Origin of the sequence: Streptomyces sp. TP-A0874, assembly GCF_001748085.1 — a bacterium.
Lineage (GTDB): Bacteria > Actinomycetota > Actinomycetes > Streptomycetales > Streptomycetaceae > Streptomyces.
Map to the genome: position 1 here is coordinate 570,168 of NZ_BBZK01000003.1, position 26,266 is coordinate 596,433.

Annotated in this window: 22 protein-coding genes and 1 other RNA gene; 14 read left to right on the top strand and 9 right to left on the bottom strand. The window is 73.1% G+C overall.

What is annotated here, in order from left to right:
- Nucleotide 1: 1 nt before the first annotated feature.
- From BGP73_RS02305 to BGP73_RS02310, 3 genes are read left to right on the top strand one after another with little or no spacing between them, the layout of a single operon-like run.
- Nucleotides 2–907 carry a Nif3-like dinuclear metal center hexameric protein gene (locus tag BGP73_RS02305; protein ID WP_069811676.1) on the top strand — a complete coding sequence of 302 codons (906 nt, stop codon included), beginning with the start codon at nucleotides 2–4 and terminating at the stop codon, nucleotides 905–907.
- The gene (locus BGP73_RS21735) at nucleotides 904–1,647 is read left to right on the top strand and encodes a zinc ribbon domain-containing protein (RefSeq protein ID WP_212732777.1); all 744 of its coding nucleotides are present in this window, start codon (nucleotides 904–906) and stop codon (nucleotides 1,645–1,647) included. The genes BGP73_RS02305 and BGP73_RS21735 overlap by 4 nt, the downstream gene beginning before the upstream one ends.
- A gap of 4 nt (nucleotides 1,648–1,651) precedes the next feature.
- Entirely contained in the window at nucleotides 1,652–2,959 is a 1,308-nt protein-coding gene (locus BGP73_RS02310) for a bifunctional RNase H/acid phosphatase (RefSeq protein ID WP_069811678.1), read from the top strand.
- Between the two features lie 55 nt (nucleotides 2,960–3,014).
- On the opposite strand, the gene eda is transcribed toward BGP73_RS02310, so the two are convergent.
- Together eda and yaaA are read right to left on the bottom strand one after the other, a co-directional pair.
- Nucleotides 3,015–3,656 (bottom strand): bifunctional 4-hydroxy-2-oxoglutarate aldolase/2-dehydro-3-deoxy-phosphogluconate aldolase, encoded by a 642-nt coding sequence (eda, locus tag BGP73_RS02315; protein WP_069811680.1) that lies wholly within the window; start codon nucleotides 3,654–3,656, stop codon nucleotides 3,015–3,017.
- A 125-nt stretch (nucleotides 3,657–3,781) separates the two neighbouring features.
- A complete protein-coding gene (gene yaaA, locus BGP73_RS02320) occupies nucleotides 3,782–4,579 on the bottom strand; it encodes a peroxide stress protein YaaA (RefSeq protein WP_069811681.1) in 798 nt (265 codons plus the stop codon).
- A 192-nt stretch (nucleotides 4,580–4,771) separates the two neighbouring features.
- On the opposite strand from yaaA, the gene rnpB reads away from it, so the two are divergent.
- From rnpB to BGP73_RS02345, 5 genes are all read left to right on the top strand, one after another.
- An RNA gene (gene rnpB / locus BGP73_RS02325) (RNase P RNA component class A) lies at nucleotides 4,772–5,175 on the top strand.
- Nucleotides 5,176–5,334: 159 nt separating this feature from the next.
- A complete protein-coding gene (locus tag BGP73_RS02330) occupies nucleotides 5,335–6,048 on the top strand; it encodes a hypothetical protein (RefSeq protein WP_069811683.1) in 714 nt (237 codons plus the stop codon).
- A gap of 7 nt (nucleotides 6,049–6,055) precedes the next feature.
- On the top strand, nucleotides 6,056–7,066 hold the full coding sequence (locus BGP73_RS02335; protein WP_069811684.1) for an SRPBCC family protein: 1,011 nt from the start codon (nucleotides 6,056–6,058) through the stop codon (nucleotides 7,064–7,066).
- 575 nt (nucleotides 7,067–7,641) lie between these two features.
- Nucleotides 7,642–8,208: a transcriptional regulator gene (locus BGP73_RS02340; RefSeq protein ID WP_244501052.1), complete on the top strand. Its 567-nt coding sequence runs from the start codon at nucleotides 7,642–7,644 to the stop codon at nucleotides 8,206–8,208.
- A gap of 256 nt (nucleotides 8,209–8,464) precedes the next feature.
- Nucleotides 8,465–9,844 (top strand): Bcr/CflA family multidrug efflux MFS transporter, encoded by a 1,380-nt coding sequence (locus BGP73_RS02345; protein WP_079127132.1) that lies wholly within the window; start codon nucleotides 8,465–8,467, stop codon nucleotides 9,842–9,844.
- Between the two features lie 163 nt (nucleotides 9,845–10,007).
- On the opposite strand, the gene ddaH is transcribed toward BGP73_RS02345, so the two are convergent.
- A complete protein-coding gene (ddaH, locus tag BGP73_RS02350; RefSeq protein ID WP_374701108.1) occupies nucleotides 10,008–10,823 on the bottom strand; it encodes a dimethylargininase in 816 nt (271 codons plus the stop codon).
- 292 nt (nucleotides 10,824–11,115) lie between these two features.
- On the opposite strand from ddaH, the gene BGP73_RS02355 reads away from it, so the two are divergent.
- On the top strand, nucleotides 11,116–11,847 hold the full coding sequence (locus BGP73_RS02355; RefSeq protein WP_069811689.1) for a bifunctional DNA primase/polymerase: 732 nt from the start codon (nucleotides 11,116–11,118) through the stop codon (nucleotides 11,845–11,847).
- Between the two features lie 169 nt (nucleotides 11,848–12,016).
- Here BGP73_RS02355 and BGP73_RS02360 read toward each other — a convergent pair whose 3' ends face one another.
- The gene (locus tag BGP73_RS02360; protein WP_069811691.1) at nucleotides 12,017–12,991 is read right to left on the bottom strand and encodes a hypothetical protein; all 975 of its coding nucleotides are present in this window, start codon (nucleotides 12,989–12,991) and stop codon (nucleotides 12,017–12,019) included.
- A 128-nt stretch (nucleotides 12,992–13,119) separates the two neighbouring features.
- On the opposite strand from BGP73_RS02360, the gene BGP73_RS02365 reads away from it, so the two are divergent.
- Nucleotides 13,120–13,836: a CDP-alcohol phosphatidyltransferase family protein gene (locus tag BGP73_RS02365; protein WP_244501053.1), complete on the top strand. Its 717-nt coding sequence runs from the start codon at nucleotides 13,120–13,122 to the stop codon at nucleotides 13,834–13,836.
- Here BGP73_RS02365 and BGP73_RS02370 read toward each other — a convergent pair.
- Nucleotides 13,796–14,266: an adenylyltransferase/cytidyltransferase family protein gene (locus BGP73_RS02370; RefSeq protein ID WP_069811693.1), complete on the bottom strand. Its 471-nt coding sequence runs from the start codon at nucleotides 14,264–14,266 to the stop codon at nucleotides 13,796–13,798. The two genes, BGP73_RS02365 and BGP73_RS02370, sit on opposite strands and share 41 nt — an antisense overlap.
- A gap of 181 nt (nucleotides 14,267–14,447) precedes the next feature.
- Between BGP73_RS02370 and BGP73_RS02375 the strand changes: the two genes are divergently transcribed.
- Genes BGP73_RS02375 through BGP73_RS02385 form a run of 3 tightly spaced genes read left to right on the top strand, consistent with a single transcriptional unit; the run spans nucleotide 14,448 to nucleotide 18,838 of the window.
- On the top strand, nucleotides 14,448–15,830 hold the full coding sequence (locus BGP73_RS02375) for a glycosyltransferase family 4 protein (RefSeq protein WP_069811695.1): 1,383 nt from the start codon (nucleotides 14,448–14,450) through the stop codon (nucleotides 15,828–15,830).
- The gene (locus tag BGP73_RS02380) at nucleotides 15,820–17,565 is read left to right on the top strand and encodes a lipopolysaccharide biosynthesis protein (protein ID WP_069811697.1); all 1,746 of its coding nucleotides are present in this window, start codon (nucleotides 15,820–15,822) and stop codon (nucleotides 17,563–17,565) included. Before BGP73_RS02375 ends, BGP73_RS02380 begins: the two co-directional genes overlap by 11 nt.
- A gap of 25 nt (nucleotides 17,566–17,590) precedes the next feature.
- Nucleotides 17,591–18,838, top strand: a complete 1,248-nt coding sequence (locus BGP73_RS02385) for a hypothetical protein (RefSeq protein ID WP_244501054.1) — start codon at nucleotides 17,591–17,593, stop codon at nucleotides 18,836–18,838.
- Between the two features lie 44 nt (nucleotides 18,839–18,882).
- Here BGP73_RS02385 and BGP73_RS02390 read toward each other — a convergent pair whose 3' ends face one another.
- Complete coding sequence (locus BGP73_RS02390) at nucleotides 18,883–20,283, bottom strand: hypothetical protein (protein WP_069811698.1); 1,401 nt, start codon at nucleotides 20,281–20,283, stop codon at nucleotides 18,883–18,885.
- Nucleotides 20,284–20,694: 411 nt separating this feature from the next.
- On the opposite strand from BGP73_RS02390, the gene BGP73_RS02395 reads away from it, so the two are divergent.
- Nucleotides 20,695–21,849: a glycosyltransferase gene (locus BGP73_RS02395; protein ID WP_069811700.1), complete on the top strand. Its 1,155-nt coding sequence runs from the start codon at nucleotides 20,695–20,697 to the stop codon at nucleotides 21,847–21,849.
- A gap of 37 nt (nucleotides 21,850–21,886) precedes the next feature.
- Here the strand turns inward: BGP73_RS02395 and BGP73_RS02400 are convergent, their stop codons facing one another.
- Genes BGP73_RS02400 through BGP73_RS02410 form a run of 3 tightly spaced genes read right to left on the bottom strand, consistent with a single transcriptional unit; the run spans nucleotide 21,887 to nucleotide 26,231 of the window.
- Nucleotides 21,887–22,726: a glycosyltransferase family 2 protein gene (locus BGP73_RS02400; RefSeq protein WP_069811702.1), complete on the bottom strand. Its 840-nt coding sequence runs from the start codon at nucleotides 22,724–22,726 to the stop codon at nucleotides 21,887–21,889.
- A complete protein-coding gene (locus BGP73_RS02405) occupies nucleotides 22,723–23,505 on the bottom strand; it encodes a hypothetical protein (RefSeq protein WP_079127133.1) in 783 nt (260 codons plus the stop codon). Before BGP73_RS02405 ends, BGP73_RS02400 begins: the two co-directional genes overlap by 4 nt.
- The gene (locus BGP73_RS02410) at nucleotides 23,502–26,231 is read right to left on the bottom strand and encodes a LamG-like jellyroll fold domain-containing protein (protein WP_069811703.1); all 2,730 of its coding nucleotides are present in this window, start codon (nucleotides 26,229–26,231) and stop codon (nucleotides 23,502–23,504) included. Before BGP73_RS02410 ends, BGP73_RS02405 begins: the two co-directional genes overlap by 4 nt.
- Nucleotides 26,232–26,266 lie beyond the last annotated feature (35 nt).

The following is a 26,266-nucleotide window of genomic DNA, read 5'->3' on the forward strand; positions in this document are numbered from 1 at the left end:
CGTGCCCGCACTCTCTGAAGTCATCGCCGCCCTCGAAACGCTCTGGCCCGCGGAGTGGGCGGAGCAGTGGGACGCCGTCGGTACCGTCTGCGGTGAACCGGAAGCGGACGTCCGGAGCGTGCTGTTCGCCGTCGACCCGGTCCAGGAGGTCGCCGACGAAGCGGTGCGGCTCGGCGCCGAACTCCTCATCACCCACCACCCGCTCTACCTGCGCGGCACGACGACGGTCGCGGCCGCCACCTTCAAGGGCCGAGTGGTCCACACGCTGATCAGACACGGTGTGGCCCTCCAGGTGGCCCACACCAACGCCGACCGGGCCGACCCCGGGGTCTCCGACGCCCTCGCGGGCGCGCTCGGCCTGCGGATCACCGGCCCGCTGGTGCCCGATCCCTCGGACCCCGCCGGCCGCCGCGGCCTGGGCCGGGTCTGCGAGCTGGACCAGCCGGTGGCGCTGGCCGCCTTCGCCGAGCTGGTCGCGGCCCGGCTGCCCGCCACCGCCCAGGGGATCCGGGTCGCCGGCGACCCCGAGCGGGAGATCCGCACCGTCGCCGTCTGCGGTGGATCCGGCGACGGCCTCTTCGACCAGGTGCGGGCGGCCGGCGTCGACGCGTACGTCACCGCGGACCTGCGCCACCACCCGGCCTCCGAAGCGGTGCAGCACGCTCTCCACACAGCCGGTGAGCGGGGCGGACCGGCGTTGGTGGACGCGGCGCACTGGGCCACCGAATGGCCGTGGGTGGAGCAGGCCGCCGCCCAACTCGACGAGATCTCCGACCGCCACGGATGGGGACTGCGCACCCACGTCTCCCGGACGGTCACCGACCCCTGGACCGCCCACGCGGCGGCCCCCGCGGCGACAGCCGCCCCGACCGCCGTTCCCGACCACACCACTGGAGCCCCGAACTGAACGCCGAGCCCGCCGACCAGATCCGCCTTCTCGACGTCCAGGCTCTCGACGTCCGTCTCTCGCAGCTGACCCACAAGAAGCGCAACCTGCCGGAGCACGCGGAGATCGAGGCCCTCACCGCCGACCTCGCCCAACTGCGCGACCTGCTGGTCGCAGCCCGTACCGAGGAGGGCGACGCCGCCCGCGAGCAGACCAAGGCGGAGCAGGACGTGGAGCAGGTGCGCAACCGCGCCGCCCGCGACCAGCAGCGGCTGGACTCCGGGGCCGTCACCTCTCCCAAGGACCTGGAGAACCTCCAGCGGGAGATCGTCTCCCTCGCCAAGCGGCAGGGCGACCTTGAGGACGTCGTGCTGGAGATCATGGAGCGCCGGGAGTCGGCACAGGAGCGGACCGCCGAACTGACCCAGCGGGTCGACTCGGTGCAGGCCAAGGTCGACGACGCCACGGCCCGCCGGGACGCGGCGGCCGGCGAGCTCGATGCCGAGATCGCGGCCGCCACCAAGGAGCGGGAGGTGGTCGCCGCGGCGGTGCCCGCGGAGCTGATGAAGCTCTACGAGAAGCTGCGGGTGCAGCAGGGCGGGATCGGTGCGGCCCGGCTGTACCAGCGGCGCTGCGAAGGGTGCCGGCTGGAGCTGAACATCACCGAGGTGAACGAGGTACGGGACGCGCCGCGGGACAAGGTGCTGCGCTGCGAGAACTGCCGCCGCATCCTGGTCCGCACGCCCGACTCGGGGTTGTAGAGCCATGTCACGAAGGTTCATCGTCGAAGCCGACGGTGGGTCTCGGGGCAATCCGGGCCCGGCTGGCTACGGGGCGGTCGTCCTGGAGCCGGAGACCGGGGAGGCCGTCGCCGAGGCCGCCGAGTACATCGGTACCGCGACCAACAACGTCGCCGAGTACCGCGGTCTGATCGCCGGCCTGCGGGCCGCGCACGCGCTGGACCCGGAGGCCCGGATCCATGTCCGGATGGACTCCAAGCTCGTCGTCGAGCAGATGTCGGGACGCTGGAAGATCAAGCACCCGGACATGCGTCCGCTGGCGGCCGAGGCACGTGGCATCTTCCCGCCGGGGCAGGTGACGTACGAGTGGATCCCCCGGGAACGGAACACCCACGCCGACCGGTTGGCCAACGAGGCCATGGACGCAGGACGCCGAGGGGAGCCGTGGCAACCCGGTGCCCCGAGCGCGGCCGTCGCCCCACGGCCGGAGGCGGTCGCGGACTCCGCCGAACCGGCCGCACTGGAGGCCCTCGCGGAGGTCGCGGCGAGCGGCGGGGGCAGGCCGCAACGACAGCTCCGCCCCGCGGTCTCCGTGCCGCCGGGCCCGCCCGGAGGGGACGGGGCGGGGGAGGCCGCGGGGGTGGCAGGCCCCACCGGGGAACGGGAGCAACCGGGGGTGGCCGCGCTGCCCCGGGAACGGAGCGCACTGGGGACGCCTGCGACGTTCGTGCTGCTGCGGCACGGTGAGACTCCGCTGACCACAGAGAAGCGCTTCTCCGGAAGTGGCGGTTCCGATCCGAGCCTGTCACCGGCAGGGCGACGTCAAGTGGAGGCCACCGCTGCGGCGTTGGCCGTACGCGGCACCATCCAGGCGATCGTCAGCTCGCCGTTGCGGCGCTGCCGGGAGACCGCGGACGCGGTCGGCGGTCGGCTGGGGTTGGACGTCCGTGTCGAGGACGACCTGCGAGAGGTCGACTTCGGGGCCTGGGAGGGCATGTCCTTCGCCGAGGTGCGCGACCGGTACCCCGATGACCTCGCCGCCTGGCTGGCCTCGCCGGAGAAGACACCGACCGGGCCGGGGGAGAGCGCGGCGGAGGTGACGCGCCGGGTCGCCCGGGCCAGGGACCGGCTGATCGCCCGGTACGCGGGCCGGACGGTGCTGCTGGTCACGCACCTCACCCCGATCAAGACGCTTGTGCGACTGGCCCTCGGAGCCCCGCTCGAGTCGGTCTTCCGGATGGAGGCGTCCGCGGCCTCGCTGTCGGTGGTGGCCTACTACGCCGACGGGAACGCTACCGTCCGGCTGCTGAACGACACCGCGCACCTGCGCTGAGCCAACGGCGGCCGGCCCCTGACGCTACCGCGCCGGGGGCCGACCGCGCTCGGTTTCAGGCGCGGTGGGGAGAGCGGTCCGGGCGGGCGATCGCCATGGCCGCCCGGGCCAGCTCCTCGACGCGTGCCCAGTCCCGTGCCCCGACCGCCTCCTGGGGCAGCATCCAGGTGCCGCCGACGCACCGGACGTTCGGCAGGTCCAGATAGGCGCGGGCGGTTGCGGGGCCGATACCGCCGGTGGGGCAGAAACGGGCCCGCGGCAGCGGGGAGGCCAGGGCCCTCAGGTACTCCGGGCCGCCCGCCGCCTCGGCCGGGAAGAACTTCATGTCGTTGACGTCACGCTCCAGCAACCCCACCACCTCGGCGGCGGTCGAGACACCGGGCAGGAAGGGGAGCCCGGAGTCCTTCATCGCGTTCAGCTGCCGGTCGGTCCAGCCGGGGCTGACCAGGAAGCGGGCACCGGCCGTGACGGCGGTGTCCACGTCGGTCTGGGAGAGCACGGTGCCGGCTCCGACCACGGCCTGCGGCAACTCGTCGGCGATGGTCCGGATGCAGTCGGCGGCGGCCGGCGTGCGCAGCGCCACCTCGATCGCCGGCAGTCCGCCGTTGAACAGCGCACGGGCCACCGGCACGGCGTCGGAGGCATTCTCGAGGACGACGATCGGCAACACCGGGGCGAGGTCGAGCACGGATGCCATGCCTCCCATTCTGACCCCGTGTGGTGCGGCTCACAACGCGTGCGGCCATGGCCGGCCGGGCGGCCCCCCGGACAGGAGCGGCGCCACTGAGGCTCCGGGGCGCCGCTTTGGCCGACGGCGGCTGCTCAGAGCGCGGTGACGACCACATCCGCCCGCCACGGAGCCCCGGCCTTCTCAGGCGGCTGGGCCTCGATCATGTGGCCCAGTTCCCGCAGGTTCCGCAGGAGCTGCTCGGGATCGGCGGGGCGCACTCCGGCCACCAGGAGGTCCCGGAGCAGCCGCCCCTTGGTGGCCTTGTTGAAGTGGCTGACCACCGAGCGCTTCTCCACACCGCCCACGGTCTTCGAGTGGAGCACCCGGAGCGTCACCGTGCGTTCGGCGAGTCCTCCCCTGGGCTTCCAGGCCGCCGCGTAGGCCGCCGAACGGAGGTCGAGCACCGGCCCCTCGCCCGCCAGCCGGGGGAGCACCTCGGCCATCGGGGCCCGCCAGTGGGCGCCGAGGGAACCGGTCGCGGGCAGCTTGACCCCCATCGAGCAGCGGTAGGAGGGGATCTGGTCCCCGACCAGCAGGGCACCCCACAGCCCGGAGAAGACCAGCAGCGTCCGCTCGGCACGTTCCCGGGCCTCCGGCTCCAGGGTGGTCAGGCCCAGGGCGTCGTAGAGGACTCCGGTGTAGAGCTCGGCCGCGGGCCGGGTGCCGGAGGTGCGCAGTGCGGCGTTCTTCTCGACCTCGCCCCGCTGGCCTTCGCTGAGGCCGAGCACCGTCCGGGCCCGCTCGGGGGAGTGGGCGCAGAGCGCCTCCAACTCGTCGAGCACGGACCGGCGCGCCGCGGTGAGCCCCGGGAGCGACAGGCGCTCCAGCTCCAGTGGAGCCCCGGAACCGCCGGCGGCCTTTCCTTCGGACGGTGGCAACAGCACCAGCACGGTCGATCTCCCACGGCTCGGCTCTTCGGGTTGCCCGAGCAGCCTACGAGCAGCCGCACCCGCCCGATCCGCGGCCTCGCACGGGAGGCCGGCGGAGGCAGGCTGCCGGTCGGCCGGTACGCGCCCGAACCGGGCCGCCGGCGTCGGTTACCGAGGCGCGGCGCCGCCGCGTACCATGGTCGGCACGGCGGACGAGCCGGCCGGGCGGTCGCGTCGGGACCCGAGTGGTCCCGCCGAGGAACGTCCGGGCTCCACAGGGCAGGGTGGTGGGTAACACCCACCCGGGGTGACCCGCGGGACAGTGCCACAGAAAGCAGACCGCCGGGCATCGCGAGGTGCCTGGTAAGGGTGAAACGGTGGTGTAAGAGACCACCAGCGTCCGGGGTGACCCGGACGGCTCGGTAAACCCCACCCGGAGCAAGGTCAAGAGGGGGCGTCGCAGACGTCCCTGCGCGGACGTTGGAGGGCTGCCCGCCCGAGTCCGCGGGTAGACCGCACGAGGCCGGTGGTGACACCGGTCCTAGATGGATGGCCGCCTCCCCGGGCGCCGTGAGGCTCCCGGGAGACAGAACCCGGCGTACAGGCCGACTCGTCCGCCTCTCTCCCTCCTCCCAGCACGGCCCGCTGCCGCGGGCACTCGTACGGCGCAGCAGCCCGAGCGACCCCGGTCGCCGCGTGAATGACTGGTGCCATGGCGCCACATCGCGGAGAGACGGCGGTCAGGTTGAGTGCACATGGTGGGAAGTGGGTGTCGCATGGCTGACGGGACACGAACCGCCCTAGTCGCGAGTATCGCGGGCGGGTATCTCCTGGGACGCAGTGGGAAGGCGAAGCTCGCGTTGGCGATCGCCGCCTATATGGGCAGCAAGAGACTCCGGGCGAAGCCGCAGCAGTTGTTGGCGGCGGGAACGGGGAAGCTCGGCGACCTCTCGCAGCTGTCAGGGAAGGGCGAGCAGGGGAGCGGGCAGTTGCTCTCCCTGGGGCGCCAAGCGCTGCGGGGGGCGGTCGACCGGAGGCTGACCGGCTTCGCCGACTCGCTGGCGGACCGGAGCAGAACGATGGGCGACGGGGACGGCGGCGAGGACGAGGACGGGGAGCCGCAGGGCGCCGAGGACTCCGAAGGCGCTGATGACTCCGAGGAGGCCGGTGACTCGGCGGACGGCGACCGCGCTGCGGAGGCCGACTCCGGGGAACGGCGGCGTGAGGGGACGGACTCCGGGGAACGGCGGCGTGAAGAGACGGACTCCGGGGAGCGCCGGCGTGAAAGGGGACCGCGAGAGGAGGAGGCGGGGGAGGACCAGCGCACCGAATCCCGTGGCCGGCCGAGGGCGAGGGCCCCCAGGTCTCCGGGTTCCCGCCCGGGGACGACCGCTCCGCGGGTCGTGGCCGAGAGGCCGACCAAGAAGACGGCGCCGGCCAGGAGGACGAGCCGGAGAGCGCCCGCCGACCAGTCCGACCGACGGAGGTGACAAGACCATGCCACCAGAGAACGACGGCGGGGGCGGTTCGGCTGTGGACCGGGTGCGTGAGGAGCTCTCCCACTACCTGGAGGCGCAGGCGAAGCGCCTGTTGAAGGCGGCCGAGGGCCGCCTGATCGAGTTCACCGAGAAGATGGCTGAGGGAGAGGGACCGGGCAGCGAGCTGCCGAAGGCGGGTGCCCAGATGCTGCGGGGGGAGTCCCCCGCGCGGGCGGTCGCGAAGCAGGGCGCGAAGGGCGCCAAGGACAAGGTCGTCGACACGGCCAAGGGGGCCGTGGGAGGCGGGGGCGGTGGTGGCGACGGCGGCGGTGGCGGCGGTGGCGGTGGCGGCGGCAAGGCGGGGGACAAGAAGGTCACCAACATCGTCGAGGTGCTCGACGTGGGCCTCCCGCTGCGCCGCGTCTACGACCACTGGACGGAGTTCGAGGAGTTCACGAGCTTCATGAAGGGTGTGGTCGAGGCGTCGCGCTCGGACGACGTCACCTCCGAGTGGACCTTCAAGGTCGGTCCTTCGAAGCGGCACGTGAAGGCCACCGTCGAGGAGCAGGTGCCGGACGAGCGGATCGTGTGGAAGACCTCCGGCGAGGTGACCACGCACGGGGCGATCTCCTTCCACGAACTGGCGCCGAGCCTGACCCGGATCGTGGTCGTCGTCGAGTACTCGCCGAGCGGGTTCCTGGAGAAGACCGGGAACATCTGGCGGGTGCAGGGACGCCGGCTGCGCCTGGACCTCAAGCACTTCCAGCGCTACGTGACGCTGGGGGTCGAGGAGGAGCCGGAGGGTTGGCGCGGGGAGATCCGGGACGGGGAGGTCGTCCGCGGGGACGAGGAGGGCCGCGAGTCTGATTCGGACGACGACCACTCGGACGGGGGCGAGGAGTCGGACGAAGGGGACGACCGGGGGTACGACGACGGTGACGGCGACGGCCAGGACGACGACCAGGACGACGACCAGGACGGCGACCAGGACGACTTCGACGACGAGGGGGACGGACAGGGGCGGCGGTGAACCAGCGCCCGCCGGGCCCGGGCCCGCGACCCCGGCCGCCGAGAAGGCGGCCGGGGTCGCACCGCTTTCATCACAGCTTGACTACGAAGCCCACCGCCCTCCGGACCTGTCGCTGACGGGCAGACCTGCTCGGCTCGGGGGCCGCCAGTGGCCTCCGAGTGCTCGACCAGGCCCGGATAAGCCCTGATTGACAGCTAATTGACAACCTGTCAGCCGGGCGGGCGGAAGCAGCGCCGGGCCCCTTCGGCGAGGCCTGGAGCACACTCGGGTTTCCGTTCCCTGCAAACGGACCGTGATTGGATACTCCCACCACGTGATTATCTGCTAACCTGCGCCCGCTTGGATGATCGTCCGTATCCGTACTCTCCACCGCTATTTCAGTAGACGTCCCCCGGAGGCTTCTCCGGGCGCAGTGAGGTGTTACCTACGTGTACAGACCTCCCTTTTCACCTACGGAGGCGCGAAACGCCAGAGCGAGGGTGGGTCTTTCCACGCCGCAAGTCGCCAGTGCCATGGCGGGCTTCGGTGTCTCGGTCCCGCCCCAGCTGGTCGACGCCTGGGAGAGCGGATCCCATGTGCCCAACGAGACACAGCTCTTCGCTCTCGCCGACGTCCTGTGGTGCTCCACCAACGAGCTGATGGGGATCGAACCCCGGACCCTGCGCGAGCTGCGCTGGGGGCGGCAGCTCACCGCTGAGCGACTGGCCGACAGGATCGGGATGCCGCTCGCCGAGTACGAGGAGGCGGAGGAGCAGCAGACCTGGAACGGCAACTATCGGCAGACCAGCGCGCTGGCGGACGTGCTCGGTCTCGGCCTGCGGCACCTCGTCGACGTCATGGGCCGTTCCGGCGAGTTGGAGAAGCTGCTGCTGGCGGCCATCGAGGGCCGCTGGAAGAGCTATGTCGGGCCGATCGCGCAGCTGTCCTCGGTGAGCGAGATGCGGGTCGCCTCCACGCTGAAGGCGATGCAGGCCGAGTACAAGGACTTCTCCGAGCGCTACATGGGACACCTGGCCACCCGGGGAGGCGACAGCCAGCTGAAGCAGATCGCCGCTGAGCGGGACGCCTACCTCGCCGACCTGGGCGGCCGGTTCTGGGAACGGGTCGACGGACAGGGCTCGGGAACCGCCTTCCGTCGATAAGCGCCACCTCATCGGGAAGCAGTCGCGCAGGAGCGCCGCCACCCGTCCGGCCCGTGGTCCACGTCACGGGCCGGACGCTTCGGCGACCGCGGGGGCCGCGTCCCCCGGGCCCGGTCGGGCCACTCCTCCGGGAGGACTGTGCCGCCTCCGCGGCCCCGGTGCGCGCGGAGCACGGCCCCGTCGACCCCTCCGCCCCTCGCAGCAGTCAGTGGCTCTTGAGACAATGGGATCGATCCCAAACCCTGGAGAGGACCCGATGCCGGAGACCGGCCCGAGCAGCCATGTGCGGAATGTCGTGACGGACGACCCCGAAACTCCACCGGAGTCCGTCGCGTTGCCCGAGCGGACACCCCCCCGCCCGGCCCTGGGAAAGCAACGCCGCACCAGCTTGCTCATCACCCTGGTGCTCGGTGGGCTGACCGCACTGCCGCCGCTCTCCATGGACATGTACCTGCCGGCACTGCCGGATGTGACCCAGACCCTGAACAGCCCCGCGGCGACCGTGCAGCTGACCCTCACGGCGTGCCTCACGGGTCTGGCGCTCGGCCAGGTCGTCATCGGGCCGATGAGTGACCGGTGGGGGCGCCGCCGCCCGCTGCTGATCGGCATGATCGTCTACGTCCTGGCCACCGCCGTCTGCGCGATCGCCTCCAGCATCGGACTCCTCATCGCCTTCCGGCTGCTCCAGGGCCTGGCCGGGGCGGCTGCCATCGTCATCGCCCGCGCGGTCGTCCGCGACCTCTACGAGGGCCTGGAGATGGCCCGGTTCTTCTCGACCCTGATGCTGATCTCCGGAGTGGCGCCGGTCATCGCACCGGTGGTCGGCGGCCAGGTGCTGCGGATCACCGACTGGCGCGGCGTCTTCGTGGTGCTGACCGTCGTCGGCCTGCTGCTCACCCTGGTGGTGTGGCGCTGGCTGCGCGAGACCCTCCCTCCCGAGCACCGGCAGGACGGCGGCCTCGGCGGGACCCTGCGCACCATGCGCACCCTCCTCGCCGACCGGGTCTTCACCGGCTACGTACTCGCCGGCAGCTTCGCCTTCGCCGCGCTCTTCGCCTACGTCTCGGCCTCGTCCTTCGTGGTGCAGGAGATCTACGGCGCCTCGCCGCAGACCTTCAGCCTGCTCTTCGGCATCAACTCGGTGGGGCTGATCGCCGTCGGCCAGATCAACGGCCGGATCCTCGTCGGAAGGGTCAGCCTGGACCGCGTGCTGGCCACCGGTCTGACCGTGATCACCCTGGCGGCCACCGTGCTCCTGCTGATGGCCTGCGGAGTCTTCGGAGAGGTCGGGCTGGTGCCGATCGCCGCAGGCCTGTTCGTCCTGATGTCCGCGATGGGGCTGGCGATGCCCAACAGCAACGCCCAGGCGTTGATGCGCACCCGGCACGCCGCCGGCTCCGCCTCCGCGCTCCTGGGAACCGCCACCTTCCTCGCGGGCGCCGTCGCCTCACCTCTGGTCGGTGTCGCCGGGGAGAAGACGGCCGTGCCGATGGCGGTGGTGCAGCTGGTGTGCGGGCTGGCGGCGGTCTGCTGCTTCCTGGGGATGTGCCGCCCCTGGCGCCGCCGGGAGCCCGCGGTCGGTTCCGTCGACACCTCGCCGGGAGCGGTGGCCGTGGAGGCCGCCGGCGGAGACTGAGCGCTCCCTGGCCAGCGGCGTCGGTAATCAGCGGGGTTCGGTGGGTCAGCGGCGTCTGGCGGTGTCTGCCAGACGCCGTGACACTCATGGCGGCACCCTGCTCGGCCCGTTCGGCGGGGAGGCGGCCCGGCTGCCGCCGATCGGTGGTTCGGGAGCCGCTACCTCACTGCGCGGGGCGCAGCTCGTTGGTGCAGCACTTGACGCTCCCGCCGCCCTTCAGCAGCTCCGAGAGGTCTATCCCGATCGGTTCGTACCCCCTTCTCCGCAGTGGCTCGAAGAGGCCGACCGCCGCCTGCGGCAGCAGTACGTGCCGGCCGTCGGAGACCGCGTTCAGCCCGAAGGCCGCCGCGTCCCCCTCCTCCGCGAGGAGGGCGTCGGGGAAGAGCCGGGCGAGTACGGCACGGCTACCCGGCGAGAACGCCGCCGGGTAGTACATGACCTGGTCCCCGTCGAGGACGCAGAGCGCCGTGTCCAGGTGGTAGTAGCGCGGGTCGACGAGCTCCAGGCCGATCACCGGGCGCCCGAAGAACTCCTGGGCCTCCAGGTGGGAGAGCGGGCTGCTGCGGAAGCCCCGGCCGGCCAGGATCCACGAGTCGGTGACGGCGAAGTCCCCCTCGCCCTCGTTGATGTGGGTCGGCTCGTGGAAGTCGCTGAAGCCGTGCTCCCGGAACCACTCGCGGTGTGCGTCGGCCTCCGCGGTGCGCTGCGGGTGGGCGAACCGGGCACCGAGGACCCGGCCGTCGACCACCGTCGCGCCGTTCGCCGCGTAGACCATGTCCGGGAGGTCCGGTCGGGGTTCGAGTTCCTCCACGGTGTGGCCGAGGGAGCGGTAGCGGTCGCGGAGGTCCTCCCACTGGGCCAGCGCCAGCGGCAGGTCGACCGGTTTGCTGGGATCCATCCAGGGGTTGATGGAGTAGGTGACCTCGAAGTAGGCCGGCGGGCACATCAAGTACCGACGGGGTGTGACGGTTGAGCGCAAGGAGGGCTCCTCACGGTAGTGGGGTTCCGAAGCGCATACGCGAAAATGCCTACGCGTATAGATGGTCCACTGTGAGCGGCGTCTCGAACAGTGATCCGTTCGGGTGGTTCCCGTCACACGGCCCTGAGTTCACCGCCCCGGGAGGCGTCCTCCGCCCCGCTCGCACCGGCCGTCGCACCCCTTCCGGACCGGAGCGGCAGCCCCCCGACCGACCCCCCGAATGCGGGCAGCGTTCCCGGTGGGCGCAGGATAGTGGCAGCATGGGCAGACAAGGGTCGACGTGAGGGGATAGATGCAACGCGAGAGCAGGTTCTCCCAGTGGCTGCGCCGCCGCCCCAGGAACGGGGCCGACAGCCGGACGGCCGCGGCAGCCGCCGCCGAGCGTGAGAACCTGCTGCTGGCCGCCGTCGCGGCCGGCTTCCCCCTGGCGCCGGCCGCCCACCCGGAGGGCTACGGCTGCTCCTGTGTGCGTATCGGCTGCCCCACCCCCGCCCGGCACCCGCTCTCCTTCGCCTGGCAGACCCAGGCCTCCAGCGACTCCGAAACGGTGGGGCGCTGGCTGGCGGACGACCCGCTCGCCAACTTCATCATCGCCACCGGCAGCGAACTCGACGTGCTGGACGTGCCCGCCGAGGCCGGCCGGAGCGCGCTGAAACGGCTGGACGAGGAGCGGGTGGAGGTCGGGCCGGTCGCGGAGAGCGACGACGGCTCACACAGCCGGATGCTGTTCTTCACCGCCACCCGGGGCACCCCGGAGGACGAGGACGAGTGGTGGCCGTGCGAGCTGGACTGCCATCCGGAGACCATGGACGAGCATCCCGGGCTCCGCTGGCACTGCCGCGGCAGCTACGTGCTCGTACCGCCAGCCCGGCTGCCAGGCGGCGGATCGGTCGGCTGGCTGCGCGGCCCCGAGCGGCAGCTGCCGGACCCACTCACGCTGCTGGAGGCGCTGACCGACGCCTGCGCCCGCCACGCGCGGGACAGTACCGACCAGGACGTCGCCATCTGGCCGCTGGGCCGGTAGCAGGCCGGAAGCGGGGGAAACCCTGAGACGGTGGGCGGCTCCCCCGTGAGTTGATCCGCCGAGCCCCGGAAGGCGCCGAGCCGGCCGCTCGGTGAGAAGGAACCAGCCCGGGCTCGCCACTGAGCGGCCGCGGCGCGCCGCCTCCCAAGGGGCCGGCGAGCGAGCGCGCTCAGCCGCCCTTGACGGCGGTCAGGCCCTCCAGGCGGTTGAGGAAGAGGATCCCGCCGCCGTCCCCCTTGAGCGGTACCTTCACCGCGGACTCCGAGATCCGCGCCACCGTGAGCGACTTGTTGGCCTCGCCGGTCAGCAGCGCCTCGGCCTTCCGGTCGTTGATCTTGCCGATCCGGTAGCCCTCGGCCATCGTCTGCTTCTGTGTGTGGTGCGCGGCGAAGAAGACCAGCGCCCCGCCGTCCTCGGTGCGCAGCGCCACCGGCGCGTACCGCGGCGGGTTCGCCGGCTGGTCGGCGTACTGCGTCCAGTACTTCGGGGTCTTGCGGTACTTGTCCCGGTCCTCCCGCTGGCCGGTCGTCGCCCGCCCCTCCTCGAAGAGGTCGCCCTCGCCGGTCTGCAGGAAGTCGGTGTACGCCTTGCTCAGCTTCCCCGGGGCGATCCGCAGCCCGGCGGCCGAGTCGTTCGCGACCGGCTCGGCCCAGCCGTCCTTGTCGGTGGCGAACTCGGGAACCTTCTCCTGGCTGAGGATCGACAGGTAGGAGGCCTTCCAGGGCGCGTCGGCGCCGTTCCGGACGAAGACGAACAGCCAGCGGTTCCCGTCGCGGTTGCTCTTGGTGTCCGCCACGAAGAACTTCGGCCAGCCGGCCTGCTTCGGTATGACGTAGCGGGCGTCGGACAGCTTCAGGTCCGAGTAGTTCGGCCGGCCGTCCGGGTGCTCGGCCCGGGCGGCCTTGATGTCCGCCTGGCTTATGGTGTCGAGGGCGCCGGTCGAGTACCGCGAGCTGACCCCGGAGTCGAGCTCCCGGTTGGCCTCGTTGTAGCCGTCGTTGAACTTCTTGAGGACGCGGGCCGCCTCAGCCTCGGATGTCGCGGGGATGACCTCCCGCTCGCCGTGCACCGTCATGCAACCGGTCAACGTCAGCAGAACGGTGGCTGACCAGAACGCCGTCACCTGGGGCAACCTGCGTGTCATCGGGCTGGGGCTCCTTCGGGCTGCGTGAGTGGGCGCAACCATACCGGGGTACGAACGCCCGGTGAGAGCTGGGATGCCGGTGGGGGAAGAGCCCGTACGCCCGGCGACTTCGGGACACGGGGGACGATGTGCGGAGCAGGACATTCGGCGTGGCGCTGGCCGAGTTGCGGAGTGCGCAGAAGACGGCGAAGGGCGTCTCGCTGTACTCACGCCACGTCAACCGCCCGGCCGGGCGGCTGTTCGCCGCCGCCGCGTACCGCGGCTTCCTCAGCCCGAACCAGGTGACGCTGGTCAGCGCCGTCTCCAGCGGAGCCGCGGTGGCGGCGATAGCGCTCAGCCGCCCGTCCTGGCCGCTGGCGCTCGCGGTCTACCTCATGCTCGCCCTGGGCTTCGCCCTCGACTCCGCCGACGGCCAACTGGCCCGGCTCCTGGGGCAGAGCAGCGCGGCGGGCGAGTGGCTGGACCACCTGGTGGACTGCGGCAAGATCGTCGCGCTCCACTCGGCCGTGCTGGTCTCCTTCTACCGGTTCTTCGACCTGCCCGGCCCGGGATGGCTGCTGGTCCCGCTGGGATACCAGTTCGCCGCCGTACTGATCTTCTTCGGCGGGCTGCTCACCGACAAGCTCGTCCTGAAGAGGTCGGGGTCGAGGAGCTCGGCCCGCCCGTCGCTGGTCCGGGCCGCGGCGCTGCTGCCCGTCGACTACGGGGTCAGCTGCCTGGTCTTCCTGCTGCTGGGCAGCGAACGGCTCTTCCTCGGGGCGTACACCGCGCTGGGCGCGGCGCACCTGCTCTTCCTGATGGCCTTCACGGTGAAGTGGTACCGGGAGTTGACACGCTCCGTCTGACCGCGGTGGTGCCGCTCAGCGAGTCCAGCGCTCGCCGCAGCTGGGTGCTCGAAGTGTGGACGGTGTAGGGAAAGTAGACGACCTCGACGCCGACGGAGGCCAGGTCCCGCTCCAACCGGTCCCCCTTGGGCGTACCGCGCCAGTCGTCGCCCTTGAAGAGCACGTCGAACCGGACCTGCTGCCAGATCTCCAGTTTGTCCGGCACGGTCTCGACGAACGCCCCGTCCACGCAACCGATGGAACGGACGATCTCCAACCGTTCGACCAGCGGGATCACCGGGGGCCGCCCCTTGGCCCGCTCGGCCATGGCGTCCGAGACGACCCCGGCGACCAGGTGGTCGCAGCGCCCCCGGGCGTGGCGGAGGAGGTTGAGGTGGCCGATGTGGAAGAGGTCGTAGACCCCGGGCGCGTAGCCGACGGTGTGCGGCATTGTGGTCTCGACCTTCCCCTGCGGAGCAGCTCACCAGCGGGCCGGAGAATCCGACGATAGCCGGGCCGGGGCCGGCCCACGGCCGATTCGCGAAAGCCCCAACTATCCGAGAAACGCGACATGTTGGCGAGCCGAGAGGTTAGGGTCGGCTGGTCGGCTCTGGGGAGGGACGGTCGCAGCCATGCCGGACGGGGTTGCGGAGCGGGAGGTCGGACGGGCCCCGGGGGGTGGCCCGGCCCCGGAGCGGCGAGTGCTGCTGGTCTCCACCAACTACGCGCCCGAACAGGCGGGCATCGGGCCCTACGCGACCCAACTCGCGGAGCACTGGGCTGCCGACGGCCGCACCGAGACGCATGTGCTGGCCGGGCTGCCGCACTACCCCGCCTGGCGGGTGGACCCCGCCTACCGGGGCGTGTGGCGCACCGTGGAGGAACGCCGGGGGGTGCGGGTACACCGCCGACGGCACGTCGTGCCGAGGCGGCAGAGCGCGGGCCGCCGGGCGCTGTACGAAGCCTCCATCCTCGTCGGAGGGATCGCCGCTCCTCCGAGGATGGGCAGACCGGACGCCGTCGTCGCACAACTCCCCAGCCTGGCGGGCGGCCTCCTCGGGGCGCGTATCGCCCGCCGGTACGGTGTGCCGTTCCTGCCCGTGGTCCAGGACCTGATGGGTGCGGCCGCCGCGCAGAGCGGTATCCGGGGCGGCGGCCGGGCGGCGGCCGTGGCGCGCGCCGTGGAGGGGCGACTGCTGCGCCGGGCACGTCTGGTGGGCGTCATCCACGAGAGCTTCCTCGACCGGCTCACCGCGATGGGCGTGCCCCGGGACCGACTCAGGGTGGTGCCCAACTGGACGCACATCACCGCGCCGACCCGCCCGCGCGACCAGACCCGGGCCCGGTTGGGCTGGGACGACGGTCGGACCGTGGTGCTCCACTCCGGCAACATGGGCCTCAAACAGGGCCTTGAGGTGCTGCTGGAGGCGGCCCGGAGGGACCCGGGCCTGCACGTGGTGCTGATGGGCGAGGGCAGCCAGCGAGCCCGGCTGCGGGAACTGGCCGGCGGGACGGCCAACGTGACCTTCCTGCCCCCCGCCGAGGAGGCCGACTTCCCCGAGGTACTGGCGGCGGCCGACGTGCTGGCGGTCACCCAGCGGGCCTCCGTGCTCGACATGAGCGTCCCCTCCAAGCTCACCTCCTATTTCGCGGCCGGCCGACCGGTCCTCGCCTCCGTCGCGGCGGCCGGTGGCACGGCCGGCGAGGTGCGGCGCAGCGCCGCCGGAGTGCTCGTCCCGCCGGAGGACCCGCAGGCCCTGCTGACGGCCGTTCGCGAACTGGCCGCGGACCCGCGGAAGGCCGGGGAACTGGGCGCCCGGGGCCTGTGCTACGCCGAGGAACGGCTCGGTCGGGAGGCGGGCCTGGCGCGCGTCACCGCGCTCCTCGACGAGGCGCTCGCGGCGGCGGCCCGGCACCGGCCCCCGGGAACGACCACCGCCCCGAGCCCCCAGCCGCCCCACGGGGGCACCACATGGAGGGCGGAGAACGAGGGAAGGGCCGCCGATGACGGATGAGGCACGGGCGCTGCCCGCCCCCGCGGAGGAACCCGACCTGCTGCGGGACCAGTTCCGCCAACTGCTGCGCTACCGGGCGCTGATCGCCGCCGGGCTCGTCGCGGGCCTGCTCGGGGCCCTCTGGCTGGCGTTCGGCACCGCCGACTCCTACGTCGCCACCAGCGAGGTGACCCTGCGCTCCGCCACCGTCGACCCGTTCGCCGCCTCCGGCGCCGCGCCGGACAAGCAGATCTCCATGGGCTCGGAGCGGCAGACCGCCGTCAGTACCGCGGTCGCGGCAGACGCCGCAGAACGGCTGGGCACCTCCCAGGACCCGGAACGACTGCTGCGGGACCTCCAGGTCACCAACCCGCCCAACACGCTCGTGCTGCGCTTCGCCTACACGGCCTCCTCGCCGTCGACCGCCGCCGACCGGGCCAACGCCTTCACCGACGGCTATCTCGACCACCGCCGGGCACAGACCCAGTCGCTGATCGACAACATGGTCGAGGGTTACGAGAAGCAGTTGGAGCCGCTGCTGGAACAGCGCGACCGGCTGGCCGAACAGATCGCGGACCTCAGCGACGGCCGGGCCCTGGACACCACGCTCTCCGTGCAGTCCGGAGTCCTCGGCAGGATCTCCGAACTGAACAGCGACATCACCCGACTGAAGGCGCTCGACACCACCCCCGGATACGTGGTCCGCACCGCGAGTCCGCCCGCGGAGCCCAGCGGCCCCGGGCTGCCCCTGCTGCTCGGCCTGGGGACGGCGATCGGCCTCAGCCTGGGACTGCTCGCCGCCTGGGTGCGGCTCGTCTTCGATCCGACCGCCCGCTCCGAGGCGGAGGTGGTGCGGGCCCTGCACGCCCCGGTGCTGGGCAGCCTGCCCCGGGTTCGGCTGGGGCGTTCGGCGCTCCTCGCGCAGGGCCGGCGGGCCGAGGAGTACCGCTCGGTGGCCTTCCGGCTCGTCTACGACCAGCGGTTCGCCGACCGGCGGCGGCTGCTGGTCGTCGCGCCCCGCGGCGCCATCGACCTGGCGGCCGAGGTCGCGGTGAACCTCGCCGCCTCCTTCGTCGAGGTCGGACGGGAGGTACTGCTCGTCGAGGCCGACCTGCGGGCCCCGAGCCTCGCAGTCCGGCTGGTCGAGGCCGAAGGGGTCCGGCCGGGTTGGGCCCGCACCCCTTCGCGCGGCGACCACGGCTGGCCCACCGGCCTCCAGATCCCGGTCGACGCGGGCGAGTCCGGGGCCTTCGACTTCGTGCCCGGCAACCGGGTCCGCAACGTCGCCCGGGCGCTCACCTCGGCCCCCGCGACCCGGCTGATCTCGACCGCCGACGAGAGCGACTCGGTGGTCGTGGTGCTGGCGCCCGCGCTGCTGTCCTACGCCGATGCCATCGCGCTCGCCGACCGGGTCGACGGGGTACTGGTGGTCTGCGATCCGCGGGCGGTCCGCCGCGACGACCTGGAGCGGATCCGGGAGCTGGTCACCGGCGCCGGGGGCACCCTGCTGGGAGCGGTGCTGCACGCCGAGGGCGACGGGCGGCGGCACGGCCGGCCCTCCGTCCGGCGCGGCCGGGAGGACGCCGCCGACCAGGCGACGCGGGCGGCGGCGGAGCCGCACACCGCCTCGGGCGGCGCGGCCGGGAACGGGCAGCCGCGGGGCGGCGAGCCGGAGGCGGCCGGTCCGCGAGGCCGCCGGAGCGCGCTCGTCCGGCGCGGGCCCGACCCGGCCGACCGTCGCCCGCCCCACTGGTGACGGGGCGACCGGAGACGGCACGCTGGTGACGGCCGACCAGGCGAGCGCCCGCCCCGTCCGGCGCACTCCGCGCACCCCCGTCGCCGCCGTGTGCTCGGTGGCGGACCAGGCGGTGGCCGCGGCCACCAACATCGTGGTGCTGGTGACGGCCGCGCGGCTGTCGACCGTCGCCCAGTTCTCGGTCTTCTCCCTCGTCTACGCGGTCTTCACGGTGCTGCTGGGGGCCTTTGCCGCCCATGTCGGCCAGGCGCTGGTGCTGGAGCGCGGCAGCGGGGCGGCGCTGGCCGGCCACTGCCGATCGGCGCTGGTCTTCACCGCCGCCGCCTCGGTGCTCGCCGGGGGACTCATGGCTGCTGTTTTCGCCGCCGTCCCGGGGCGTACGGCGCCCGCCCTCGTGGCCCTCGGCCTGGTCCTCCCGGTGGTGTTGACCCAGGACTCGCTCCGCTACTGCTTCTCGGCTCTCCAACTGCCCCAGCACGCGCTGAGCGGGGATCTGCTGCGGCTCGCCGTCACCGCACCGGCCCTCGCCGGGCAGTCCGGCGGCTCCGGCGCCGTGCGGCTGCTGCTCGTCTGGGGGATCGCCGCCCTCCCCGCAGTGGTGCTGGGAGCCGTGCTGATCGCCCCGAGCCTCCGCGGCGCCACCGCCCGGCCCGGGCGGTTCCTCCGCCGCGGCCACCTCGGCCGGCGCTTCGTCGTGGAGTTCGCGGTCGGCAACGCCTCCGGTCAACTGGCCGTCGTCGGACTCGGCCTCTTCGCCGATCCGCTGGCAGTCGGCGCGCTGCGGGGAGCGACCACCCTCTTCGGCCCGATGAACGTCCTGTTCGGCGCCGCCACCTCCTTCGGACCGCCGCTGCTGAACCGGATCCCGGCGGCCCGCCGGCAGGTCCGCGCCACCGCCCTGCTGGCGCTCGCCCTCAGCGCCGTCGCCGGCTGCTGGGCAGCGGTCCTGCTGGCGCTGCCGGACCGGTACGGCGGTGAACTCCTGGGAGAGACCTGGTCGGCGTCGGCCGCGCTGCTGCCCGCCACCGGGAGCCAGTACGCCGTCATGGCGGCCGGCAGTTGCGCGCTGCTCACCCTCCGGCTGCTGCGGCCCCGCGCCACCCTGCCCGTCCAGGTGGTCTGTTCGCTGCTTTCGGTGGTCTTCCTGCTCGTCGGGCACGCGCTCGGGGGTGTGCTGGGAGCGGCCTGGGGGCTCTGCCTCGGCTCGGCCCTCAAGGCGCTCGTCGGGTGGACCCGGATCGCCCTCCTCCCGGGGACCGGCCCGCGCCGCTGAGCCGCCCCCACCGGCCTCCGGGAAGCCGCGCCGCGGTCGGCGCCTCAGCGCAGCAGTCTCCGGTGGCCACCGCGGAGAGTGGTCACCAGGGCCAGGCAGAGCAGCGCGATCCCGACCCGGCCGGCCGCCTGCAGCAGCGGGCCGCGCAGCACGATGAAGGAGTAGCCGGCGACCAGCGGCAGCACCACCGCCCAGACGTCCGCCGGCCGCGGATCGTCAACCGTCCGCCTGGCGTACCCGCGGTCACCACGGGCGCAGAGGTAGCCCAGCCCCAGGAAACCCCCGGCCAGACCCGCCGGCCCGAAGTCCAGCCAGAGTTCGGCCCAGAGCGGCGAGGAGAGGTTCGTGTTGGTCATCCCCATCCACTGGCCCACCCGCACCCCCGAGTCCTCGGGTTTGCCGTCCCAGACCGAGCGGGGGACGAAGAACAGGGCGGTGCCGGCGAGTTGCCGGCCGTAACTGTGGCCGGAGCCCGCTTCGGCGAAGCTGATCGTGTTGGCGAACATCCCCATCTGGTCGTAGTCCTTCAAGGTCAGCGGCTCGACGAAGGACGCGGACTCCACCGGCCGGTGGCCGTCCCCCTGGTACCGGAAGCGGTCCATGAACGGGAAGAGCAGCACCGCCGCGGCCACCCCGCCGACCAGCGCCGCGCGGTACATGACGGGGCTGAAGGGAAAGGCCGCGAAGAACAGCGAGAAGACCACGGTCAGGAACCAGTAGCGCGGATTGGAGACGGGGTTGTTGACGACCAGGTTGACCAGGACCAGTCCGGTGAGCAGCAGCAGGACCAACGGGCTGCGCCGCGGGGTCCGCGAGGTGGCCAGCCAGCGGACCAGGATGACCAGCGCCAGCAGGGCCGGCACCGTGCCGAAGCCGCGCAGCAGGGCGGCTCCGGCCTGGGAGGCGTCACCGCCGTCCTGGAGGCTCGCGCCGAGCGCCTCGCGGCTGTCGAAGAAGACCGCGGGGCCGCCGAGCCGGAGGACGAACACCGCGCTGCCGACGTAGGCCAGTGCGATCAGCAGGTACAGCCGGGGCCGGCTGACCGACGCGGTGAGGTCGGACCGGCGCCGCGGCGGCGCCGGCCGGTGCCGGGCCAGCAGCGCCCCGACGTCGAAGGCGACACAGCCGCAGAGCGTCAGCGCCACCGCGAGAACGGTGTCGGAGCGGGGGCCCACCACCGGAGTGGGGGTGCTGGCGAGCACGGTCTGCGCCAGGGGCGCGATGCCCATGGCGACATAGCAGAAGAGCCAGAACGCGCCTTGGACCAGCCGCCGCCGGCCGGCCAGTACCATCGCCGCCAGGCGTGCCCCGGCGTAGCAGGTCAGGGCGAGTTGGAGCCAGAACGTCCGGCCGTGCGCACCCGGCCCCGGCTCCGCGGTGACCAGCGCGGGGAGCAGGGCGACCAGCGCGAGGATCAGCGGCACCGCCAGCGCCCGCGACAGCACGGCTCGCGGCCGTACGGCCCGAGACGGTACGGTCCGCGGCCGGACGCCCCGCGGCGGCGCAGCGCCGCCCGCCACCGGCTGAGGCCGGGTCACCTCCGCCGGGCCGTGCCGGCTCCCGCCGACCGCCGACCCGGCGCGATCCTCAGAGTCCACCAGCCACCCTCCACCGTGCGACAGCGACGCCCCCACCACGGTGCGGCATGGCGGGCGGGCGCGTCGGCGTTCCGCTCCCTCCGGTCAGCACCGGCCGCTCCGAGGCGGGCGGCGGACCCGTACACGCAGCCGGTCTCCCCGGCGGGACCGGCCACCGGAGGGCTGCCACCGCCGCGGACATCCGGCGATCGCAGGACACACCGGCAGGGCCGTCGATAGCCTGACGCGGACGAGGGCGTCGGGGGAGGGGAGTTCCACGTGAAGGTCCTGCATGTCGTCACGCTCCACACCCCGACCCACGACTTCGGCGGTCCCACCAGGGTCGCCCTCAACCTCTCCCAGGGCCTGCGGCGGCGGGGAGTCGACGCTCGGATCGCCGCCCTGGCCGACGGTTTCGACGGCCCGCTGCCCAGCTCCGTGGAGTCCGTGCCCACCTGGCTGTTCCAGGCCCGCCATCCGCTGCCGCGCTTCGAGGTCAGCGGTATCACCTCGCCCGCCCTGCTGGCCCGGGCCCGACGGCTGGTGAGCGGCGCCGACATCGTCCATGTGCACCTCATGCGGGACCTGGTGGCCCTCCCCACGGCGCTCCTCGCACTGCGCTGCGGACGCCCGGTGGTGCTCCAGACCCACGGCATGGTCGACCCGAGCGAGCACCGACTGGCCCGGCTCGTCGACCTCCTGGGGATGCGCCGGGTACTGCGCCGGGCTGACGCCCTGCTGTACCTGACCGAGACGGAGCGCCGTGAGGTGGCGGCGGTGGCCGGGCCGGGCAGGTTGACCACCGCCCGCCGGCTGGTGAACGGCGTCCCGCTCCAGGACCCCAGACCGTCCTCTGAGCCGGGGCGTCCACCCACGGTCCTGTATCTGGCCCGGGTGCAGGAGCGCAAGCGGCCGGCCGACTTCGTCTCGGCGATGCCGACCGTGCTCCGGCACCGCCCCGACGCCCGTTTCCTGCTGGCCGGTCCGGACACCGGCGCGCTCGCCGGGCGGATGCTCGCCCTCGCCGAACGGCTCGGAGTGGCCGACTCCCTGGAGTACCTGGGGCCGCTGGACCACCCGGCGGTGCTGGAGCGGATGCGGCGCTCCGACGTCTACGTACTGCCGTCGCTGGTGGAGCCGTTCGCCGTGTCGGTGCTGGAGGCCATGTCGGTGGGGCTTCCGGTGGTCGTCACCGGCACCGGCGGCCTCTCCCCGGATGTCGAGGCCGCCGGCGCCGGCCGGGTGGTGGACAGCCGCCCGGACTCGGACAACGGCCCGCTGCTCGGCAGGGCCATCCTGGAACTGCTGGATCCGGCCGAGAACGCCCGTGCCTCGGACGCCGCCCGGCGGCTGGTCCGGGAGCAGTTCTCCCTGGAACAGGTCGTCGAGACCGCCCACGGCGTCTACCGGGAGGTACTCGAGCGCCGCCGGTGAGCGGCGGGGGAGCTGCGATCGGTCGCCAGCCCGGGCGTCATCCGGCGCCACCGCCGCCCAGCCTGCGGTTCTCGCGAGCCTTGAGCCCGATCTGCCAGCGGTAGAAGCTCATGGCCAGGGCGTAGTCCAAGCCCGCCCGGCCGTCCAGGAAGCCCCGTCTGAACAGGTACGCGTAGCAGAACGAGAGCAGCGGTTTGCAGGGTGCCCGGTGGAAGATCCGGCCCTGCCGCGTCTTCGCCAGGCGGATCTCCTCCCTGACCCCGGGGCGCAGCTCCAGCCAGGCCTCCCAGTCCGAGTAGCGGTTGTGCCGGTCGAACCAGCTGCGCACCGGGTCCTCGTCGCGGTGCTCGATCGGCCAGCGCAGGGTGCGCACCGGCTCGGCGATCGGCTGGTAGTGGCCCTCCTGCTCGCCCATGCCGGGGGCGTCCAGGTCGCCGAGGGCCGGGAAGCGGCAGCGGGTGCGGTCCAACAGGGCGCGTTTGACGATGGTGTGGCCGTGCCGGAGGCGTCGGCCGGCGAACCAGTAGGCGAGCGGGATGTCGAATGCGGCGGCCTCCACCGGCCGGGAGAAGAGCTGCCGGAGTCCGGCCAGGAGCTCCTCGCTCGGCCGCTCGTCGCCGTCGAGGAAGAGCACCCAGGGCAGGTCCGTCCGGACGTTCTCCAGGCACCACTGCTTCTTCTTCGGGTAGCGCCCGTCCCACTCGTACCGCACGATCTCCGCACCCAGTCCGGCGGCGATCCGGCAGGTGGCGTCGGCGCTCCCGGAGTCGACCACGACCACCGCCTCGAAGTGGTCGATGACCGAGCCGACCGCCGCGGCGATGTTGCGTTCCTCGTTGAGGGTGGGGATGGCCACCAGGACCGGAAGTCTGCTCACCGCTGCTCCCGGAGGCTCAGCCAGGCATGGCAACCGGTCGAGGTGAACTCCCGGACGGACTTCCCGACGGTGACCTCCGGTACGGGGGAGCCCTTCTTCCAACGGCCGGACTCGGCGCGCCCACCGCCGGCGGGGACGAGCAGCCAGCGGCAGTCCTCGCCCGGGGTCGGCGCGCGGTAGCGGCCCGGGGCGAGGCGCTGCCTCGTCGGCCCTTCCGAGGCCACCTCGAAGGTGCCGTCGGTCACGCCCCGGTCGGCGTCGGCCAGCAGCGGCCGGTGTTCCGGGCAGAGGTGGGCCACCGCGGCCCTGGCCCCGGAGACCTCGCCGAGGAGGACGGCGGTGACGGCCAGCTCCCGGTCCTGCCGGAGCAGGTAGTCCAGGCGGTCGCAGGACTCCTGGCCGACCTGGAGGATCGCCGCCGGGTCGTGTCCTTTGGGCACCCGCCCCGTCAGATAGTCCTTCTCCTGTTCGGTGAAGGAGCCGGAAGGCGGGGAGAGCGCCGCCCGGGGTTCCTTGGGTCCGGGCGGCACGGCGTCCGCCGCGGAGGGCGGGCGGGCTTCCGAGGCGACGTCGGTGGGCGGCCCGGCCGGGGCCGGCTGCGAGTTCCGCACCGGCTCGGGCCCGGCCTGCTCCCCGCCTCCGCAGCCGGTCAGCAGTACGGCGGCCGCCGCCAGTACGGCGGTCCAGCCGGCGGGACGGTGACGATGGGGGTGCCGGCCGGTCCGGTCCGGCCGAGCGCTTCCGGCGACCGGGACGACCCCGGTGTGCCGGGTGCTCAAGACGCTCCGAAGGTGAGCAGCAGCTGGGGAACGGTGCCGTTTCCGGTCGACTCCCGGGCGTACAGCCACAGGCTGTCGCCGCCCTCGCAGGTGAGCGCCAGGTCGAGGTCCTCCCCGAGGGCGGCGGTGAGCGCTCCGGTGTCCAGGGCGGTGCTGTAGGTGGTCGATGTCGCGGTCGCGCCGCGCAAGGTGCCCAGCGGCTCCTCGGCCAGCGCGGGGCGGCTGCCGTAGGTGGTCTCGGACTCCGACCACCGGCCGGTGACCGGCACGATCCGGATGTCGTCCGTGGAACCGGCGGCGGCGTCGGAGGAGGTGCGGACCCGGAGCGTGGCGGCCTTGAGCTGCTGACCGGGCGGGGCGTCCGGCAGGGCGAACCTCAGGTAGCTGACGTAGCCCGGCGAGCCCCGGACCGCCAACTGCTGGTGTGTCCCGTGGTTCGCGTTGGGCGCGGCCTCGTTCACATAGGTGTCGGCGACCGGTTGGAGCGTCACCGCCGTGTCCGCGGAGGCGGTGCCGACGCGGTGGTGGGCGGCGATCCGGTCCGCGCCGAGGGCGCTCGGGTAGACGGCCGACTCGTCCAACTGGCCGCGGAAGTGGTCGCTGGAGGGGCGGTCCGGCCAGTTCTCCAGCGAGTCCCCGCCGAACCGCCAGTAGCCGGGGGAGCGCCGGCTGTCGGTGATCTGGGCGTCGGCGGCCTGCTGTTCGCCGTCCACGTACAGCCGCATACCGTCGGCGCCCTGAGTGGCGGCGACGTGGTGCCAGGCGCCGTCGTTGTAGGCGGCGGAGGTGCTGACCGTCCGGGCCCAGCCGCTGAAGACGCCGAAGACGAGTCGGCCGTCGTCGGTCATGTAGAGGTGCTTGTCGTGGGTGGCGCTGGGCTGGAGGACCCGGTCGCCGAACCCGGCGAGCATGCCGCCCTCGGTGGTGTCCGTCCTGAACCAGGTCTCGATGGTGTAGGCCGACGGACTGTCGTGCCGGCGGTCGCTGTAGGTGTAGGAGTCGGTCCCGTCATGGCCGACGGCCGTCCCGCCGCCGGGCAGTGCCCCGGGAGCGGCGGCCCGCTCCGGGCCGCCGCGGTGCACCCCGCTGTCGTCGGCCCCCGAGGCGTCCGCCGCGTAGGTGCCGGACGGTTCGTCATAACGCCAGTAGAGCTGCGCACCGTCGGCCACCACCTGCTCCGGGTAGGACTCCGCGGTGGCGGCGGCGGTCACGGTCCGGGGCGCCGAGGCCTCGCTGGTGTTCGCCCCGTCGCTCGCGGTCACCCGGTAGGTGTACGTCGACCCCGGGCTCACATCGGTGTCGGTGAAGGTCAGCTGGGGCCGCGCCCAGGGCAGGGAGGAGCCGCTGGTGGTGTGCACCGGTTCGGAGGAGCCGTTCCGGTAGACCCGGTAGGTGAGTTCGCTGTCGTCGAGGTCCAGGCTGGACTGCCAGCGGACGGTGACCTCTCCCGGCCGCACGCTGGCCACCTCGGTCTGCGGTACGGACGGCGCCCCGGTGTCCGGGCCGCTCGCGAAGCGGGTCAGCCCCTGCTGCCGGCCGCCGCCCACCGTGGTGAACTCGCCGCCGACCCAGAGGTAGTCGGTGGAGCCGGAGGAGGAGAGCGTCATCGCCCGCGGCCCGATCTGCTCGCCGATCCCGTCGTTGGTGTCGGGGAACCAGCCGAGCAGGGTGGGGTCGTCGACCGACTCGGCCAGCAGGTGTCTGCGCTCCTGGTTGGGGAAGGCCCCCATGCTGCTGCAGTCGTGGGCGTGCGAGCCGCTGTAGAGCACCGACTTGTAGACCACCAGCGCCTGGGTCGCCCCCAGGCAGGTGTCCCGCCAGCGCTGCTCCAGGCTGTCGAGGTCGAGCGCGATCCGGCCGTCGAAGACTCCTCCGCCGGTCCCCTCGTTGGCGGTGTAGAAACCGGTGGCGTCGGTGGTGATGTCCTTGACGACCGAGGTCCGCGGGATGAAGCCGAGCGGATAGTTCTTCACCACCTCGCCGGTGCGGGCGTCCACCACCGCCAGGGCGTGCGAGTCGGCGCCGTCGATGGTGAAGAAGTCCCCGCCCAGCAGGACCTTGTCGCCGTCCGGGGTGAGCTCCACCGCCCGCCCGGGCTCGTCCGCGTCGGCGCGCCAGGGCAGCGCGGCGCCGCTGGTGGAGACGGCGGCGAAATGGCGCCGGGGCTGACCGCCGACGCTGGTGAAGTCCCCGCCCAGGTAGACGGTGTCGTCGGTGACGGCGAGTGAACGGACGGTCGCGTTGACCGAGGGCCGGAAGTCGCTCCGCGGGGTGCAGCTGTCGATGTCGATCGCGGCCAGGCTGCTGACCGGAACACCGTTCACCGCCCCGAACAGCCCCCCGGCGTAGAGCGTCCGGCCGTCCGGCGAGACCGCCAGCGCCCGTACGGTCGCCGTGCCCGAGCCGACCGTGAACGAGAGGGCGCAGTCGGTCGGTTCCCCGGTCGCCGCGTCGAGCGCCGCGAAGTTCACCGCGGAGCGCTCCTCGGTCCCGGCGGCGGCGCCCGGCGGTCGCACGGCCGAGAAGGTGCCGCCGGCGAAGACCACGCCGCCGGACTCGGCCAGCGCCCAGACGATGCCGTTCGTCTGCCAGCTGGGGAGTTCGTCGGCGGTGATCGCCACCGGCGGGGTGAGCGCCTCGGCCGGGGGCGGCGCCGCCAGCCCGGCGCCGACCAGTGACGCGGTCACCAGTGACAGAACAGCGGTGTACACCCCGACTGCGCGCATGCAAGCTCCTGGGCCGTACGTCATCCCCCGCGGCC